17 protein-coding genes are annotated in these 15693 nt (G+C 55.0%); 7 read left to right on the forward strand and 10 right to left on the reverse strand.

From position 1 onward, the window contains the following. Nucleotides 1–16: 16 nt before the first annotated feature. A complete protein-coding gene (gene gstA, locus NR114_RS06660; RefSeq protein ID WP_129940478.1) occupies nucleotides 17–622 on the forward strand; it encodes a glutathione transferase GstA in 606 nt (201 codons plus the stop codon). Nucleotides 623–670: 48 nt separating this feature from the next. Here the strand turns inward: gstA and pdxY are convergent, their stop codons facing one another. The 5 genes from pdxY to anmK form a co-directional block, all read right to left on the reverse strand. Further along, a complete protein-coding gene (pdxY, locus tag NR114_RS06665) occupies nucleotides 671–1531 on the reverse strand; it encodes a pyridoxal kinase PdxY (RefSeq protein ID WP_046373686.1) in 861 nt (286 codons plus the stop codon). Nucleotides 1532–1596: 65 nt separating this feature from the next. Beyond that, nucleotides 1597–2871 carry a tyrosine--tRNA ligase gene (tyrS, locus tag NR114_RS06670; RefSeq protein WP_020826694.1) on the reverse strand — a complete coding sequence of 425 codons (1275 nt, stop codon included), beginning with the start codon at nucleotides 2869–2871 and terminating at the stop codon, nucleotides 1597–1599. Nucleotides 2872–3010: 139 nt separating this feature from the next. Beyond that, nucleotides 3011–3664, reverse strand: coding sequence for a pyridoxamine 5'-phosphate oxidase (pdxH, locus tag NR114_RS06675; RefSeq protein ID WP_046373687.1), 654 nt, complete (start codon nucleotides 3662–3664; stop codon nucleotides 3011–3013). A gap of 87 nt (nucleotides 3665–3751) precedes the next feature. Continuing rightward, entirely contained in the window at nucleotides 3752–4054 is a 303-nt protein-coding gene (locus tag NR114_RS06680) for an MliC family protein (protein ID WP_122079141.1), read from the reverse strand. Nucleotides 4055–4099: 45 nt separating this feature from the next. Next, nucleotides 4100–5221, reverse strand: a complete 1122-nt coding sequence (gene anmK, locus NR114_RS06685) for an anhydro-N-acetylmuramic acid kinase (RefSeq protein ID WP_046373688.1) — start codon at nucleotides 5219–5221, stop codon at nucleotides 4100–4102. 369 nt (nucleotides 5222–5590) lie between these two features. Between anmK and NR114_RS06690 the strand changes: the two genes are divergently transcribed. Then, nucleotides 5591–6055 (forward strand): glycine zipper 2TM domain-containing protein, encoded by a 465-nt coding sequence (locus NR114_RS06690; RefSeq protein WP_041415361.1) that lies wholly within the window; start codon nucleotides 5591–5593, stop codon nucleotides 6053–6055. 85 nt (nucleotides 6056–6140) lie between these two features. Here NR114_RS06690 and slyA read toward each other — a convergent pair whose 3' ends face one another. Further along, nucleotides 6141–6575: a transcriptional regulator SlyA gene (gene slyA / locus NR114_RS06695; RefSeq protein WP_012144945.1), complete on the reverse strand. Its 435-nt coding sequence runs from the start codon at nucleotides 6573–6575 to the stop codon at nucleotides 6141–6143. Between the two features lie 180 nt (nucleotides 6576–6755). Between slyA and NR114_RS06700 the strand changes: the two genes are divergently transcribed. The 3 genes from NR114_RS06700 to NR114_RS06710 are packed head-to-tail and all read left to right on the forward strand — an operon-like array spanning nucleotide 6756 to nucleotide 9896. Beyond that, a complete protein-coding gene (locus tag NR114_RS06700) occupies nucleotides 6756–6992 on the forward strand; it encodes a DUF1656 domain-containing protein (protein WP_104410897.1) in 237 nt (78 codons plus the stop codon). A 3-nt stretch (nucleotides 6993–6995) separates the two neighbouring features. Continuing rightward, nucleotides 6996–7853 carry an HlyD family secretion protein gene (locus tag NR114_RS06705; protein WP_122079134.1) on the forward strand — a complete coding sequence of 286 codons (858 nt, stop codon included), beginning with the start codon at nucleotides 6996–6998 and terminating at the stop codon, nucleotides 7851–7853. Nucleotides 7854–7862: 9 nt separating this feature from the next. Further along, a complete protein-coding gene (locus tag NR114_RS06710; RefSeq protein ID WP_234530102.1) occupies nucleotides 7863–9896 on the forward strand; it encodes an FUSC family protein in 2034 nt (677 codons plus the stop codon). A 6-nt stretch (nucleotides 9897–9902) separates the two neighbouring features. Here the strand turns inward: NR114_RS06710 and sodC are convergent, their stop codons facing one another. After that, on the reverse strand, nucleotides 9903–10427 hold the full coding sequence (gene sodC / locus NR114_RS06715; RefSeq protein ID WP_234530100.1) for a superoxide dismutase [Cu-Zn] SodC: 525 nt from the start codon (nucleotides 10425–10427) through the stop codon (nucleotides 9903–9905). Nucleotides 10428–10667: 240 nt separating this feature from the next. On the opposite strand from sodC, the gene NR114_RS06720 reads away from it, so the two are divergent. After that, a complete protein-coding gene (locus tag NR114_RS06720) occupies nucleotides 10668–12515 on the forward strand; it encodes a polyurethanase (protein ID WP_234530098.1) in 1848 nt (615 codons plus the stop codon). Between the two features lie 58 nt (nucleotides 12516–12573). Here NR114_RS06720 and NR114_RS06725 read toward each other — a convergent pair whose 3' ends face one another. The 3 genes from NR114_RS06725 to NR114_RS06735 all read right to left on the reverse strand — a co-directional run bounded on the left by NR114_RS06725 (nucleotide 12574) and on the right by NR114_RS06735 (nucleotide 14760). Further along, nucleotides 12574–13470, reverse strand: coding sequence for an aldo/keto reductase family oxidoreductase (locus NR114_RS06725; protein WP_020826683.1), 897 nt, complete (start codon nucleotides 13468–13470; stop codon nucleotides 12574–12576). Between the two features lie 99 nt (nucleotides 13471–13569). Further along, nucleotides 13570–13809, reverse strand: coding sequence for a DUF1289 domain-containing protein (locus tag NR114_RS06730; protein WP_115058942.1), 240 nt, complete (start codon nucleotides 13807–13809; stop codon nucleotides 13570–13572). A gap of 21 nt (nucleotides 13810–13830) precedes the next feature. Beyond that, nucleotides 13831–14760, reverse strand: coding sequence for a LysR substrate-binding domain-containing protein (locus NR114_RS06735; protein ID WP_041414527.1), 930 nt, complete (start codon nucleotides 14758–14760; stop codon nucleotides 13831–13833). Nucleotides 14761–14901: 141 nt separating this feature from the next. Between NR114_RS06735 and NR114_RS06740 the strand changes: the two genes are divergently transcribed. Next, nucleotides 14902–15543: an NAD(P)-dependent oxidoreductase gene (locus NR114_RS06740; RefSeq protein WP_020826680.1), complete on the forward strand. Its 642-nt coding sequence runs from the start codon at nucleotides 14902–14904 to the stop codon at nucleotides 15541–15543. Nucleotides 15544–15693 lie beyond the last annotated feature (150 nt).

Here is a 15693-nt window from a genome sequence, read left to right on the forward strand (position 1 = left end):
TATCAAGGAGCTTTCGATGAAACTGTTCTATAAAGCCGGTGCCTGTTCTCTGTCTCCACACATTGTACTGCGTGAGGCGGGCCTGGATTTCACGGCGGAAAAGGTCGATCTGGCGCTGAAGAAAACGGAAAGCGGTGCCGACTATCTGACCATCAACCCGAAAGGACAAGTGCCTGCGCTGCTGTTGGATGACGGCAGTCTGCTGACCGAAGGCGTCGCGATTGTGCAATACCTGGCCGATCGCGTGCCGGATCGCGGTCTGATCCCCGCAGCGGGCACGCTGTCGCGCTACCATGCGATTGAGTGGCTTAACTATATTGCCACCGAACTGCACAAGGGTTTCAGCCCGCTGTTTAACCCGAAAACGCCTGAAGAATACAAAGCCTTCACGCGGGAAAAACTGGAGAAGCAGTTCAGCTATCTGGATTCGGTGCTGGCGAAGCAGCATTTCTTGCTGGGGAACCGGTTTAGCGTGGCAGATGCCTATTTGTTTACCGTTCTGCGCTGGGCTATCGCCATGCAGTTTGATCTCAAAAAGCACGCCAACTTATCGGCCTATTTTGATCGCGTGGCCGCACGGCCGGCAGTAGATGCCACCTTGAACGCGGAAGGATTGAAATAATTTCCTGGCCCCGGCGCGATAATCCGCCGGGGCACAGCGTCAGCTTAATTACAGCTTTACCGCTTTAAAATCACAGTCTGGCTGCACGATACGATCCTGAGCCGCCACCACCTGTAGTTCGTACTGTCCCATTGCCTGAGTTGTCAGCATCACTTCATAAACCGCCGCCGTCACGTGCTCCAGCGCCTTATCAAGCGCCTCGCCCTTAAGCAGATTAACCAGCAACAGGCCGCTGGTCAGATCGCCCACGCCTACCGGTTGGCGGCTGCCAAAATCCACCAGCGGACGACTGATGTGCCAGGCTTCATCCGCCGTAACCAACAGCATTTCGAAACAGTCCGGATGGTAACCGGCGCGGCTCAGGTGCTTGACCAGCACCACTTTCGGCCCCTTGGCAATTAGCTCACGCGCAGCGCTTACCGCTTGATCAACATTCGCGACGGTGCGCTGACTCAACAACTCCAGCTCCAGCAGGTTTGGCGCAATCATGTCGCTGCACGGCAATGCCTGCTGACAATGAAACTCCGCCACACCCGGTGCCACGATGCAGCCTTTTTCAGGGTGACCCATGACCGGATCGCAAAAATACCAGGCGTGCGGATTGGCCTGTTTGACCTGACGCACGATCTCAAGAATATGGCTACCCTGCTCCGGCGAACCGATATAACCGCTCAGCACGGCATCGCAATGCTTGAGTTGATCGATATCCGCAATACCCTGGGCAATTTCCGTCAGGTGGCTGGCCGGCATCACGCAACCGGTCCACTTGCCGTACTGGGTGTGATTGGAGAACTGGACGGTGTTCAACGACCAGACGTTAACGCCCATGCGGCGCATCGGAAATTCTGCCGCACTGTTGCCCGCGTGGCCAAACACCACATGAGACTGAATAGAAAGAATGTTTTTCATCAAAAATTTGCTCTGATGCCTCAAAAATAAAGGGGCCGCTGAGGGCCCCTTTGCTGCAATTTCGTTTACTGCCAATCTACCAGGCAGTAATGTTTTTTGCCGCGACGCAGCAGCGTATAACGACCGAACAGGCGATCGGCGTCGCTGAAGGTGTATTCGGCGTTAGACTGCTTCTCACCGTTGATGGTCACTGCATTGGAGCCAATCATGGTGCGAGCCTGGCCGCGTGAAGGTACCAGCTCGGCATTCACCAGCGCCTGTTGCAGATCGGCGTCGCCATCGAGCTTGATGGTCGGCATACCGTCCTGCGCCAACTGAGCGAAGTCAGCTTCAGTCATGTCGTGCAGCGCACCGGAGAACAGGCTCTGGGTGATGCGCTTGGCCGCAGCCAAGCCTTCCGCACCATGCACCATGCCGGTCACTTCTTCTGCCAACACATACTGGGCACGCGGTGCCTTGCCGCTGTTCTTGTCTTCTTCTTCCAGCGCGTTGATTTCGGCCAGATCCATAAAGGTGAAGAATTTCAGGAAGCGATACACGTCGGCGTCGGCGGTGTTGATCCAGAACTGGTAGAACTTGTACGGGCTGGTTTTTTCAGGTGCCAACCAGACTGCGCCACCTTCGGTTTTGCCGAATTTGGTGCCGTCGGCTTTGGTGATCAAAGGCACGGTCAGGCCGAACACCTGCTGCTGATGCATGCGGCGGGTCAGATCGATACCTGAGGTGATGTTGCCCCACTGGTCGGAGCCGCCGATCTGCAGCTCAACCTGATGACGGTTGTAGAGCTCGGCGAAGTCGAAGCCCTGCAGCAGATTGTAGGAGAACTCGGTGAACGAGATACCGGAATCGTCACGGTTCAAACGCTGCTTCACCGCTTCCTTGTTGATCATCTGGTTGACGGAGAAGTGTTTGCCGATATCACGCAGGAAGGTCAGCACGTTCATGCCGCCGAACCAGTCGTAGTTGTTGGCTGCTACCGCGCTGTTGTTGCCACAGTCGAAATCCAGGAACGGAGAAACCTGTTTGCGGATTTTTTCTACCCACTCGTTCACGGTATCGGTGGTGTTCAGCTTACGTTCAGCTGCTTTGAAGCTCGGATCGCCGATAAGCCCCGTGGCGCCCCCCACCAGCGCGACCGGTTTGTGGCCGGCAAGCTGGAAACGCTTCAGGCACAACAGAGGAACCAGATGGCCCAAATGCAAGCTGTCAGCGGTCGGATCGAAACCGCAATACAGTGCAATTGGCCCTTGCGCCAGTCGCTCTGCTAACGCTTCCTCATCCGTAACCTGGGCAACGAGGCCCCGCTCTTGCAGTTGTTTAATCAAGTTGCTGCTTGCCATCAATGACTCCATGTATAAACGAATGCACCTTTGTCGGTACACGACCTTTCGCCCACTGGCGAAATATAAAATTCAGAATACCGCATAGAATAAAGCGCCGGCGACATCAGTGCCAGCGCTTAAGGGGGATTTTCGGTCTTCAGGGCGCCAGTCGGTCAATTTTCCAGTCATTCCCGTCCCGTTGGTACAGGAAACGGTCGTGCAGGCGGTTGGCACCGCCCTGCCAAAACTCGACGGAGTCGAAATTGACCCGGAATCCGCCCCAGAAACTCGGCAGCGGGACTTCACCCTGTTGGAATTTTTGCTTCAGCTCGAGGAATTTGCTTTCCAGCACCCCGCGCGCGGAAATGCGCGATGACTGCTGCGACACCCAAGCGCCGATCTGGCTGTCTTTCGGGCGACTGGCGAAGTACTTCATTACTTCTAAAGTGGAAAGCCGTTCCGCCTTACCGAGGAAAATCACCTGGCGGTCAAGCATGTGCCACGGGAACAGCAGGCTGATATGCGGGTTATTCGCCAATTGCTGTGCTTTGCGGCTGCCCAGGTTGGTGTAGAACACCAACCCTTTTTCATCCACATGCTTAAGCAAAACAATACGCTGATAGGGTTGACCATTTTCATCCACGGTTGCCACACACATGGCAGTCGGATCGGCCAAACGAGCGTCGCAGGCCTGTTTAAGCCACTTTTCGAACAGCTCCAGCGGATTGGCGGTCAGATCGTTGCGACGCAGGCCACCTCGGGTGTATTCACGGCGCAGGTCCGCAACATCAAATTCATTATTTTCAATCATTGGGTTATCAACCAACTGAAAAATCGTGATTCTATTCTGCGCCAGTGGCGTCAGGATCTCAATCGATCTGACGCCGCAACCGCCGGATCAGTTCGCCAGCGTGCAGTCGCTCATGATCACTTTGCCATTACGCTCAAGGTAGGCGTTTTGGCCCTTGGACCAGAAGGTGTATTTACCGTCGCTATATTTTGCTCCGGTCATGGCCAGCACCTGCTTGAGTTTCAACTGCTCGCCGTCCATCAGCAGGCTGACGGTGCTCTCCTTGCCGTCCAGCGCCACCGTCAGCGGCGTGGTGCCACACTGATAATGCAGGGTCTGGCTGCTTTGCGGCAGAACGTAGCTGCAACCGGCCAACGCCAGCGCACCGGCGGCAATAATGATTTTTTTCATGCTGTTGCTCCTTAGGAAAATCTGTCGATTTCTATCCTAACAGAGCTAACGGCCCCCTAAAGGCAAAACCGGATAAATCCCACCCAGCAGGGTTTCACGGCTGGCACCGGTGACCGAAGGCAGATTGCCGGGCTGGCCGGACAAGGTACGAAACGCCAGCCAGGCGAAGGCCAGCGCTTCCATATCATCGCCGCTGATGCCGAAATCGTCAGTCAGGCACACTTCGGTGCCGGGCAGTAGCGCCGACATCCGCGCCATCAGCAATGGGTTACGCGCCCCACCACCGCAGACCAACAGGCGTTCGCACCCGCCAGCCAACTGGACCTGCTCGCAGATAGTGATCGCCGTCAGTTCCGCCAACGTAGTTTGTACGTCAACCGGCTTGACTGCCGGCAGTCCCGTAAGCTGACGTTCCAGCCAAGCCGCATTGAAATACTCACGGCCGGTACTTTTCGGTGCCGGCAGCGCAAAGTAAGGATCGGCCAGCATCTGCTGCAGCAGAGGCAGGCAGACACGGCCTTCCATCGCCCAGGCGCCGTCTTTATCGTAAGGCTGCGAGCGATGGCGCCATACCCAAGCGTCCATCAGCATATTGCCCGGCCCGGTATCGAAACCGCGCACCGGCGCCCCCGGCAACAACATCGAAAGATTGGCAATGCCGCCGATGTTCAGCACCATGCGGCGTTCGACCGGATGCGCCAACAACGCCTGATGGAAGGCCGGCACAAGTGGCGCGCCCTGGCCCCCATAGGCCATATCGCGCCGCCGGAAATCCCCCACGGTAGTGATGTTCGTCAGCGCTGCAATGCGATTGTTATCGCCCAATTGCATAGAAAAACGGGCGTCGCCTTCTGGCTCGTGCCATACCGTCTGACCATGGCAACCGATGGCGGTGATGTCCTGAGCCGACACGCCGGTTTGCTTTAGCAGGCCAAGCACCGCCTCACCAAACAAGGTGCCGAGCTGCGCATCCAGTCGCCCCACTGCAGCAAGCGTGGTCTGTTGCCCCTGGCACATACCGAGAATATCCTGCTTGAGCTGAATCGGCATCGGATGGCTGTAACTGGCCTGCTGCGCCACCATTCGTCCGTCGATCGCAGCAAGCACCACGTCGACGCCATCCAGACTGGTGCCGGACATAACACCTATATAGCGGCCTGACTTCATAGCAACATCCTTTACCCTGTGCGGGGAAACAAAATTTTGACCTGATAAATAAACCAGAATTAAAACATTAACGCCATGAATTCTGTTGTCTTTTTTCACCTCTGTGAGCAACGCGCCTGTTTTTCTGCTCACTTCCCCGGTTGATAACCAGCGCTAAACGATGGCTCAACGCGCAACGGAATTTCCTGCGGCGCTGTTATAAAGCTAAACCACCGTTTATTATTGGTTGAACAGCGCAACGTTAAGCTGCATGCAGTAGCGGGTCATGGTGATGTGCGTGCGTTTGAGCCATACTTTGTCTATCATTTTCATTGAATCTGGCCTGGAAAGGTTCCCCAGGTTATGGACTACTACCAACAGGAGTTTTATATGATCAAGCGTCTTCTCGTCGTTGCTATCGCCGCAGTTACGCTGGCAGGGTGCGCCAATGAATCCATGTCCGGCGACGTTTATTCCGCTTCGCAGGCCAAACAGGTTCAAACCGTGACTTATGGCACGCTGGTTTCGGTGCGCCCAGTCAAGATCCAGGGTGGTGAAACGTCGAATACCATTGGCGCAATCGGTGGTGCCGTATTGGGTGGCTTCCTCGGTAACACCGTCGGTGGCGGTACCGGTCGCAGCCTGGCAACCGCAGCCGGCGCAGTCGCCGGTGGCGTAGCGGGTAACAGCATCGGCGAAGCCGCAGGCCGTACCTCAGGCTACGAGCTGGAAATCAAAACTGACCAGAAAGAGAACATCGTGGTGGTTCAGAAGGCGGGCGCGACCAAGTTCAGCCCAGGCCAGCGTGTTCGTATGGCTCGTACTGGCGACACCATTACCGTATCTCCGCTGTAAGCGATACAGATGGGTAAAACCGGAGGCTTTAGGCCTCCGGTTTCATTTCCGATGCTGTGAAATCTAATCGAATAAAAAGAAATTCTTATTGTTTATTTTGTAGTTCAGTGATGTTTTGCTCAAGCTTGCCAATTAAACCAACCAACAGTTGTACTTCATCAGTAGTAATGCCGCTCAGAATCTCGCCCCGCGTAGAGCTGATGACGCTGTCCACTTCCCGGATGATGGGATCGGCCGCTTCAGTCAGTTTGATACGCTTTGCACGCCGATCGTTGGCGCAGGTGTGGCGAGTAATCAACCCCTTCTCTTCCAGTTGGTCCAGAGTACGAACCAATGACGGTTGCTCAATGCCGATCGCTTTAGCCAGCTGGATCTGTGACTGCTCCGGCGGCAAACGATTGATACTGTGCAAAGTAACCCAATGCGTTTGCGTGAGCGCCAGCGGCTTGAGCCGATGATCGATGAGCGCGCGCCATACACGAACTAATCGTGCTAAATCTGAACCTAATGTTGACTCCACTTACCCCTCCTTATAATTAGCATGCTAACATACCCTCCCAGAGCTTAGACTATTTTGAGTAACTCACATTAAAAACACAAATGTATATAATGTATATTGTGGAAATAGCCACCATTTTGATCAGTTATTGTTTATTCTCTATGCAACCGCTCAACATATTCACTCACTGGGATTGTTAATGTGAATACTTCATGGCTTCATGCCTCGTCCCCGCTACCCGATTTGGTGCTGGGCGCCTCGCTTTATTTTCCGCCCCTATTTAAGGCTGTTTTGCTAGGCCTGATTTTATGGCTACTGGTACACCACCTGTTGCGAGACTGGATTTATTCCGGCGAAATTTGGCACCCTATGCTGATGGATTTGTCTATTTTCGTCATCGCCGTCAGCGGCTCCCTGTGGCTTTTAGCGAGTTGGTAACTCATGACGTATAAAACATTAAAATATTTTTCTACGGTAATCGTCTGTGCCATTGCCATCTGTGCCGGTTGGTGGTTATGGAATTACTATATGCAATCCCCCTGGACGCGCGATGGAAAGGTGCGCGCCGAACTCGTCAATATCACACCAGAAGTTTCTGGAAGATTAGAGAAAATAACCGTTCATGACAATCAGTTCATACCTGCGGGAAGTCTGATTTTTACGATCGACCCCGTGCCTTACCAGATTGCGCTGGACAATGCTGAGGCCGCGCTGGCAAAAGCGCAGTCTGATTTGGCCAAGGCCGATCATGAGGCGGCTCGACGCCGCGGTCTGCCGCGAAATGTTATTTCTGCGGAAGATATGGACGAATCGAATTTAGCGGCACAGGCAATGAAAGCCGCGTATAAAGCCGCGCAAGCTAATCTGGAACAGGCAAAATGGAATTTAAGTAAAACTAAAATTTATGCCCCTACCGATGGCTATATCACCAATTTGCAAACCCGCGTGGGTAACTATGCCAGCGTCGGCTCACCGCTGGTTGCGCTGGTTGATGTGCACTCGTTTTATGTGCTCGGTTATTTTGAAGAAACCAAGCTAAAACATATAAAAGAAGGCAATAAAGCGGACATCGTTTTATATAACGGCAACACTCCGCTTCAGGGTGAAGTTGAGAGTATCGGCCGCGCCATTTACGATCAAAGCGTCGAAAGCAGCAGCGATTTATTAATGGACGTGAAACCCAACGTGCCCTGGGTTCGTTTGGCGCAACGCGTACCGGTACGGATAAAATTGCTAAATGTTCCGGCAGATTTGCCGCTGGTCGCGGGCACCACCTGCACCATCTCGATTCATCAGTAAGGCTAACGTGTGAACCTGCCTTTTTTGGAATGGAAACGCACCCCTTGGGGAAAAGCCACCGGCGGACAATGGCGTTATGCACTGCGCAATTCGCTGGCGATGTGCCTGTCACTGTGGGTCGCGTTCGTTCTCAATCTTGACGAACCTTACTGGGCGCTGACATCGGCCGCGGTCGTCAGCTTCCCCACCGTCGGCGGTGTGATCAGCAAAAGCATCGGCCGGGTTTTTGGCAGCCTGGTCGGCGCTGCGGCATCGGTGGCCATCGCCGGGCACTGCCTGAATGACCCCTGGCTGTTCACGCTGTTTATCGCCGCCTGGATCGGCCTGTGCACTTACATTTCAAACCACTATCAGAACAACGTTTCCTACGCCTTCGCTCTGGCGGGCTACACCGCCGCCATCATCGCCTTCAGCACCGTCAACGTGACGGACACTCAGCAGATCTTTGATATTGCCCAAGCGCGCGTTTGTGAGGTTATCACCGGTATTCTGTGCGGCGGTCTGATGATGATGATCCTGCCCAGCACCTCTGACGGCGAAGCCTTGTTAACCTCGTTGCGGCGCATGCATCTGCGATTATTGGAACATGCCGCGATGCTGTGGCAGCCGGAAATCACCGTGCAGATGCGTACCTCGCACGAAGGGGTTATCGGCCAAATCCTGACCATGAACTTGCTGCGTATTCAGGCTTTCTGGAGCCACTACCGGCTACGCCGACAGAATAATCTGCTCAACTATATGCTGCACCAGCAGTTACGTATTACCAGCGTGATCTCCAGCCTGCGCCGCATGCTGCTGAACTGGCCGGATCGCCCGGACAACCTGGCCAGCGTGCTGGAGCAACTGCTCATCGAGCTGCGTAACCCCGAGACTGACAAGTACCGTTTGGCGCGCATACTGCAACAGATTGCGCCGCAAGATCCCGCCGACTATCGTCATCGCGCCTTCTGGCTACGTCTGCGCCATTTCTGCTGGCTGTATCTGGGCGCCAGCCGCTGGTTGCAGCGCCTTGAGAGCGCCACGCCGGTCAGCGATATTCAGCCACCGCGTGTCACCTCTTTGGCCCGTCACACCGACAGCTACGAAGCGGCGTATAACGGCCTGCGCACCTTTTTGTGCATTGTCATCGGTTGCGCTTACTGGATTAACACCCAATGGGACGCGGGCAGCTCGGCCCTGACGCTGATAGCTATCAGCTGCGTGCTCTACTCTTCCACGCCGTCCCCCATCAACAGCATCACTACCCTGCTAAAGGCGGTGCTGCTGCTTTCGATTGCCTGCTTTGTGGTGAAATTTGGCCTGATGATTCAGATTGATGATTTTTGGCTGTTCTGTGCCTTTCTGTTCCCGGTGCTGGTAACGATGCAGATGATCAAGCTGCAGCACCCCTCCTACGCCGCACTCTGGGGCCAACTGATCGTATTCATGGGCTCTTTTCTTTCCGTCACCAATCCACCAAGCTACGACTATCAGTCGTTTATCAATGACAGCATCGGGAAGATTGTCGGGGTATTGCTGGCCGGTTTAGCCTTCCAAATATTGCGACCCAGCTCGGACAAACGCAAAAGTCGGCGCATTATCCGCGCCCTGCGGCAGGACTTTATCGATCAGTTAAGCAAAAAACCGCAGCAAAGCGAGAGCCAGTTTGAATCGCGAATCTATCATCGCATCAGCCAACTGAATCAAAGTCAGGATCAAGAAGCGCGCAGTTGGTTATTGCGCTGGGGCGTGGTGCTGCTCAACTGCAGCCATATCGTCTGGCAACTGCGTGACTGGCAAACCCGTTCCGATCCGCTCTCGGCGGTTCGCGACGTCTGTATTCATTGCCTGCGGGGCATCATGACGGAGAAAGGCGTGCAGCACAGTTCGCTGGACGCCAGCTTGCAAGAACTGCAGCGCATGAGTACTGCGCTGGCGCACCACCCGGAACAGGCGGCGCGCGATCTGGCAGGCTTGATTTGGCGGCTTTATTGTTCGTTGCAGCAGCTACAACAGGCGATTGTCCCTGTTGATAGCGCAGCGACGACATCCACCGCCCGCTAACCGTTGTTATGACTTAATCACGCCGCAGGCGAAGCGTTCGCCTCCGCCACCCAGCGGTTTGGGATGATCGGAGTGATTATCACCACCGGCGTGCACCATCAGTGCCTTGCCGCTGATTTCGCTGATTTTTTTCAGCCGAGGCGCCAGCACCGGGTAGCTGGCCATGCCGTCGTCGGTCACGTAAATAGCCGGCAAATCCCCCAAATGACCGTCGGCGTACGGCCCAAGGTGCTTACCGGTTTTTTGTGGATCAAGATGTCCGCCGGCCGCCAACGCCGCGACGGCCTTGCCGTCCTTCATTCCCGGTTCGCAACTGCCCTTCTCATGAACGTGAAAACCGTGCACGCCGGCCGGCAAGGCTTTGAGCTGTGGCGTAAACAACAAACCATAAGGCGTTTCGCTGATCGTCACCTTGCCAATATCCTGACCAACTCCCTGTCCGGTCACCAGATTCATGTCAACATCCACCGTCGCCGCCTGAGCAACACCGCAGGCCATCAAACCAAAGGCCGCATACCAATAGTGTTTCATCAATCAATCTCCTTGAAGTCTCTGTGAGTGTTCAGTATAGGGGAAGCTGCCGCGTCACCGCACAAAACACGCACAATTTTGGCGATCAAATTCGCATTCTTAATAATTACTACTAATAATAATTCTACCGATGTCGGTCCTCTGACCAGACGCCGTGCGGCATACTCATTTCATTGCGACTCGCTGCAATAGCTATTCAAAGATTAACCCGGCAACGCAGCTAATTCATAAGGAACTGATATGGGAATCTTTAATTATCAAGGCCTCGATGAGGCGAAGTCCAAAGCGTTATTTACCGATGCCATGGCAATTTCTACCTACGCCTATCACAATATCGATAATGGTTTTGATGAAGGCTATCATAATACCGGCTTCGGGCTGGGCCTGCCCTTTACCCTGGTCACCGCATTGATAGGCAGCACTCAATCACAGGGCGGATTACCCGGTATTCCCTGGAACCCTGACTCGGAAAAGGCGGCGCTGGCGGCGGTAAATAACGCCGGCTGGTCATTGATTAGCGCAGATCAATTAGGCTATCAGGGCAAAACGGACGCGCGTGGCACCTATTACGGTGAAACTCTGGGCTATACCACTGCACAGGCCGAAGTACTGGGAAAATACGACAGCGAGGGTAATCTCACCGGCATCGGCATTGCTTTTCGCGGCACCAGTGGCCCGCGTGAATCGTTAATCACCGATACCATCGGCGATCTGGTCAATGACCTGCTGGCCGGTTTCGGTCCCAGTGGTTATGCCGATAATTACAGCCTGAAAGCCTTCGGCACCCTGCTGGGGGATGTGGCCAAGTTCGCCCAATCTCACGGACTGAGCGGGGATGACATTACCATCAGTGGTCACAGCCTCGGCGGCCTGGCCGTGAACAGCATGGCGGCGCTCAGCGACGGCAATTGGGGTGGCTTCTACGCGCAGTCAAACTATGTCGCCTTCGCTTCTCCTACCCAATACGAAACCGGCGATAAAGTCATTAATATCGGCTACGAAAACGATCCGGTATTCCGCGCGTTGGATGGCACGACGCGCACTTCGGCAACGCTGGGCGTGCATGACGCACCACAAGAGTCCGCTACCAATAACATCGTTAATTTCAACGACCACTATGCCTCCACCGCCTGGAATATTCTGCCCTTCTCGATCCTCAATGTGCCAACCTGGTTATCTCACCTGCCGTTCTTTTATCAGGACGGATTGATGCGGGTATTGAATTCAGAGTTCTACTCGCTGACCAGCAAAGATTCGACGGTGATTGTCTCCAATCTTTCTGACGTTACCCGCGGCAATACCTGGGTGGAAGACCTCAACCGTAACGCCGAGCAACACAGCGGCCCAACCTTTATTGTCGGCAGTGACGGCAATGACCTTATCAAGGGCGGCGCGGGAAATGATTATCTCGAGGGCCGCGCCGGCAATGACACCTTCCGTGACGACGGCGGTTTTAATATTATTTCCGGCGGTGAAGCCCATAACACCCTGGATTTGCAACATGCATTGAAAAATACCGAGGTCGCGTACGACGGCAATACGCTCTATTTGCGCGATGCTGACGGTGGCATCACTCTGGCTAACTCGATTGGCACGCTGAAAAGCAAAGAGTCGTCACTGCTGATTTTCACCAAAGAGGTTGATCATCAGGTGACCGACAACGGATTACTTTCCACCAAGGGGTTGACCGCCTACGCCAGTTCGGCGAACGGCACCGCGGCCGATGACGTTCTGACCGCCAAGGATTCCGGCTCCTGGCTATTCGGTCTGGAGGGAAATGACCAGCTGTTTGGCGGCAAAGGCAATGACGTGTTCGTCGGAGGCGCGGGTAACGACGTTATGCACAGCCAGGGCGGCAGCAATACCTTCCTGTTCAGCGGCGACTTCGGTCAGGATCTGATTTACGGCTATCAGGCCCGAGACAAGCTGGTATTTATCGGTACCGACGGCAGCAGTACGGGCGGTAATTTCCGTGATTTTGCTTCCGAGGTGAACGACAATCTGGTGTTTAATTTTGGCGGCAATACGGTCACTTTAGTCGGGATCGGGTTCGATAGCCTGTCGGACGGCCAGGTGGTACTGGCCTGAACACCGGGACATTAACGTTAAAAACGGGCGGCCGAGGCTGCCCGTTTTATTGGGCCGGTTAAGGTACGTCGTAACCCAGCGCCGCTTTGCGGATGCGGAACCACTGTTGACGATCCAGCGTCAATTGCTGCGCCTTCAATGCCGAACGCACGCGTTCAATCTTGCCTGAGCCGATAATCGGCAACGGTGCCGACGGCAGACGCATCACCCAGGCGTACACCACCTGCTCGATAGTCTCGGCCCCTATTTCCTGCGCCACCGCCTGCAACTCATCACGCAGCGGCTGGAACTCGGCGTCGCTGAACAGGCGGCCGCCCCCCAGACAAGACCAGGCCATCGGCTTAATGCGTAATTGCTGGCACTGATCCAGCGATCCATCCAGGATACTCGGCTGATGAATCGGTGAAATCTCCAGTTGATTGGTCACCAGCGAGAATGGCAGCCGCGATTGCAGCAACGTAAATTGCGCCGGTGTGAAGTTGGAAACGCCGAAGTGACGCACTTTGCCACTTTGGTGCAGAGACACAAAGGCCTCGGCGACCTCATCGGCATCCATCAGCGGATCCGGACGGTGGATCAGCAACAGGTCAAGATAGTCGGTATGCAGATGCGCCAACGAACGTTCCGCGCTATAAACGATATGCTCGCGGTCGGTGATGTAATGGCCGATGGCGTTGCCCGGTTTGGCTGTAGTGGCGATACCGCATTTGGACACCAACTCCATCGACTGGCGCAATGACGGCTTCAGCCGCATCGCTTCGCCAAAAGCCTGTTCGCAGGCATAGCCGCCGTAAATATCCGCGTGATCGGCAGTGGTCACGCCCAGCTCGATATGCTGTTCAATGAACGCCAACAGCTGTTGCGGCGACATGCCCCACTCCATCAAACGCCAGTATCCGCAAATCATGCGGGAAAATTCAGGCCCCTGCGGCGCGAGTTGAATACGGTTTTCCATTATTGAAACCTCATGACAGTGTTTGATGCCAGCATACACAAGCGGGTAACGACGTGGAAAGGGGAAAGCCGCGCTAACGTGCGGCGGATCGAGTACCGGTCAAAATAGCGACGGCTGTTCGGGTAGCGGCTCATCGGGCTGTTTATTGGCTCGCTGAAGGCGCAGGAAGCGTTGGTGACACAGGCGCAGCACATCCCTTTTTTGCGCATCGCTCATTTGCATCCAGCCAAAGCGTTCTTCGCGGCTGCGCAGGCAGCCACGGCAAAAGCCTCGGTCATCGGCCTGGCAGATACCTCGGCACGGGCTGGGGATGTCAAAAAACTCAAGCTGCTGCGGCACGCGTCCTCCTGTTATCTCTTGCTAATTGAAGACGCCATCGGCGCCGCTGGCAAGTGACTTTTCGGTGTGGCGGCGAAAATAGTCGCGCAAGTAACGCAGCGCCTGGCGATTTTTCTCCGGCATCGCCCGCTCGAGCGTCATCGCATGCAGCCGTAACGGTGTCGGCCGCCATTCAGGCATCAGTTGGATTAACTCACCGCGTTGCAGCTCATCTTCTATTTCATACAGGGGTTGAATCGAGATCCCCAAACCATTGCGGGTGAAGGCACGCATGACGGTCATGCTGTCGCTGACAATCTGCCCTTCCGCCAGACGCAATTTAAGCTGCTGGCCGCTCTGGTGATGCAAATCGAGATGCGCACCGCTGAAAGCCCCGGTGATCCATCGGTGTTGCACCAGGTCTTGTGGCGTCTCCGGCACGCCATGCTGGCTGAGATAGCGAGGAGCGGCACACAGCACCATCGGCCATTCGGCCAGCGGGTGGGCAATCATATTGGCGTCCGCCAGTTGACGATTAACCCGCAGCGCAATATCGATACGTTGATCAATCATATCGACAATCCGGTCGTCAGCCAGCACCTTCAGCGTCAGCTTGGGATGCGCCTGCAACAACGGCGCCATCGCCTCCGCTAACGGGCGACCACCGATACCGATGGTCGTCGCGATGCGCAATTCTCCCACCAGGGTATCGCGCAGTTCCGCCAGACGCTGTTCGGCCTGCTGTGCCTGAAACAACATCGCCTCACAACCGGGATAGAACGCCGCCCCCGCTTCGGTGAGCGCCAGGCGGCGTGTAGAACGGTGCAACAAGGGCACGCCAAGCGTTTTTTCCAGTGAGCGCAGGTGCTGGCTGACCGCTGACGGCGTCATTCCCAGTCGCCGGGCGGCTCCGGCTAGCGATCCTTCGGCCACCACGGTGGCGAATACCGCCATTCGATTCAGTTTATCCATGATTATGAAGTTTTACTTAATCAAGAAAGCATGAATATGGCACTAATCAACATCATTGTTAAGTACTACATTATCTATACCCGCTCGGGTCAATCTGAGCAGAAAGTTAATACTGACCCCTTTACTGACAGGAGCATAAAGATGAAAGTAGCCATTATTGGAGCAACAGGTTTTGTAGGCCGCCGCGTGCTGGATGAAGCTCTGGCACGTGGACTGCAAGTCACGGCGATTGCCCGTCAGCAAAAAGACCTGCCGGAAAACGCCAACCTGAGCATAGCGCTGGGCGACGTCGCCGACACCGAATGGCTGGCGAAACAGCTGGCCGGTCAGGATGCGGTGATCAGCGCCTATAACCCAGGCTGGGCGGAAGACAACCTTTACGAAAAAACCAGCCGCGGCGCACAGCAGATCCTGGACGCGGTTAAAAAAGCCGGCGTTAAACGCCTGCTGGTGGTGGGCGGTGCCGGCAGTCTGGAAGTCGCGCCGGGCGTTGAATTGGTGGACACGCCGGAATTCCCGGAAAATATCCGTCCAGGCGCACAAGCGGTACGCGATTTACGCAACAAACTGCGTAACGAGACTTCGCTCGACTGGACCTATTTGTCGCCAGCTGCCCTGTTGGAACCTGGCAAACGCACCGGCCAGTTCCGCCTTGGCACCACCAAACTGTTGATGAATGGCCAGGCGCCAGCCGGTATCTCGGTGGAAGATCTGTCGGTCGCCATCATCGACGAAATTGAAAAACCGCAGTTTATCAAAGCGCAATTTACCGCCGCTTACTGATATCGCATCGCCAGACCATCCCCCGGTCTGGCGATCTTTTTTCTAAACCAAAACTAAACGACTTCGCCACCATTCTGAATCTCTAAGGTTTTCTTAAGTTTCATCCTGTAAATTTCAGCGCATTACTTAATAGCAGGACTTAGATTTGGC

Origin of the sequence: Serratia sp. Ser99 (assembly GCF_024519545.1) — a bacterium.
GTDB classification, from domain to species: Bacteria; Pseudomonadota; Gammaproteobacteria; order Enterobacterales; family Enterobacteriaceae; genus Serratia; species Serratia liquefaciens.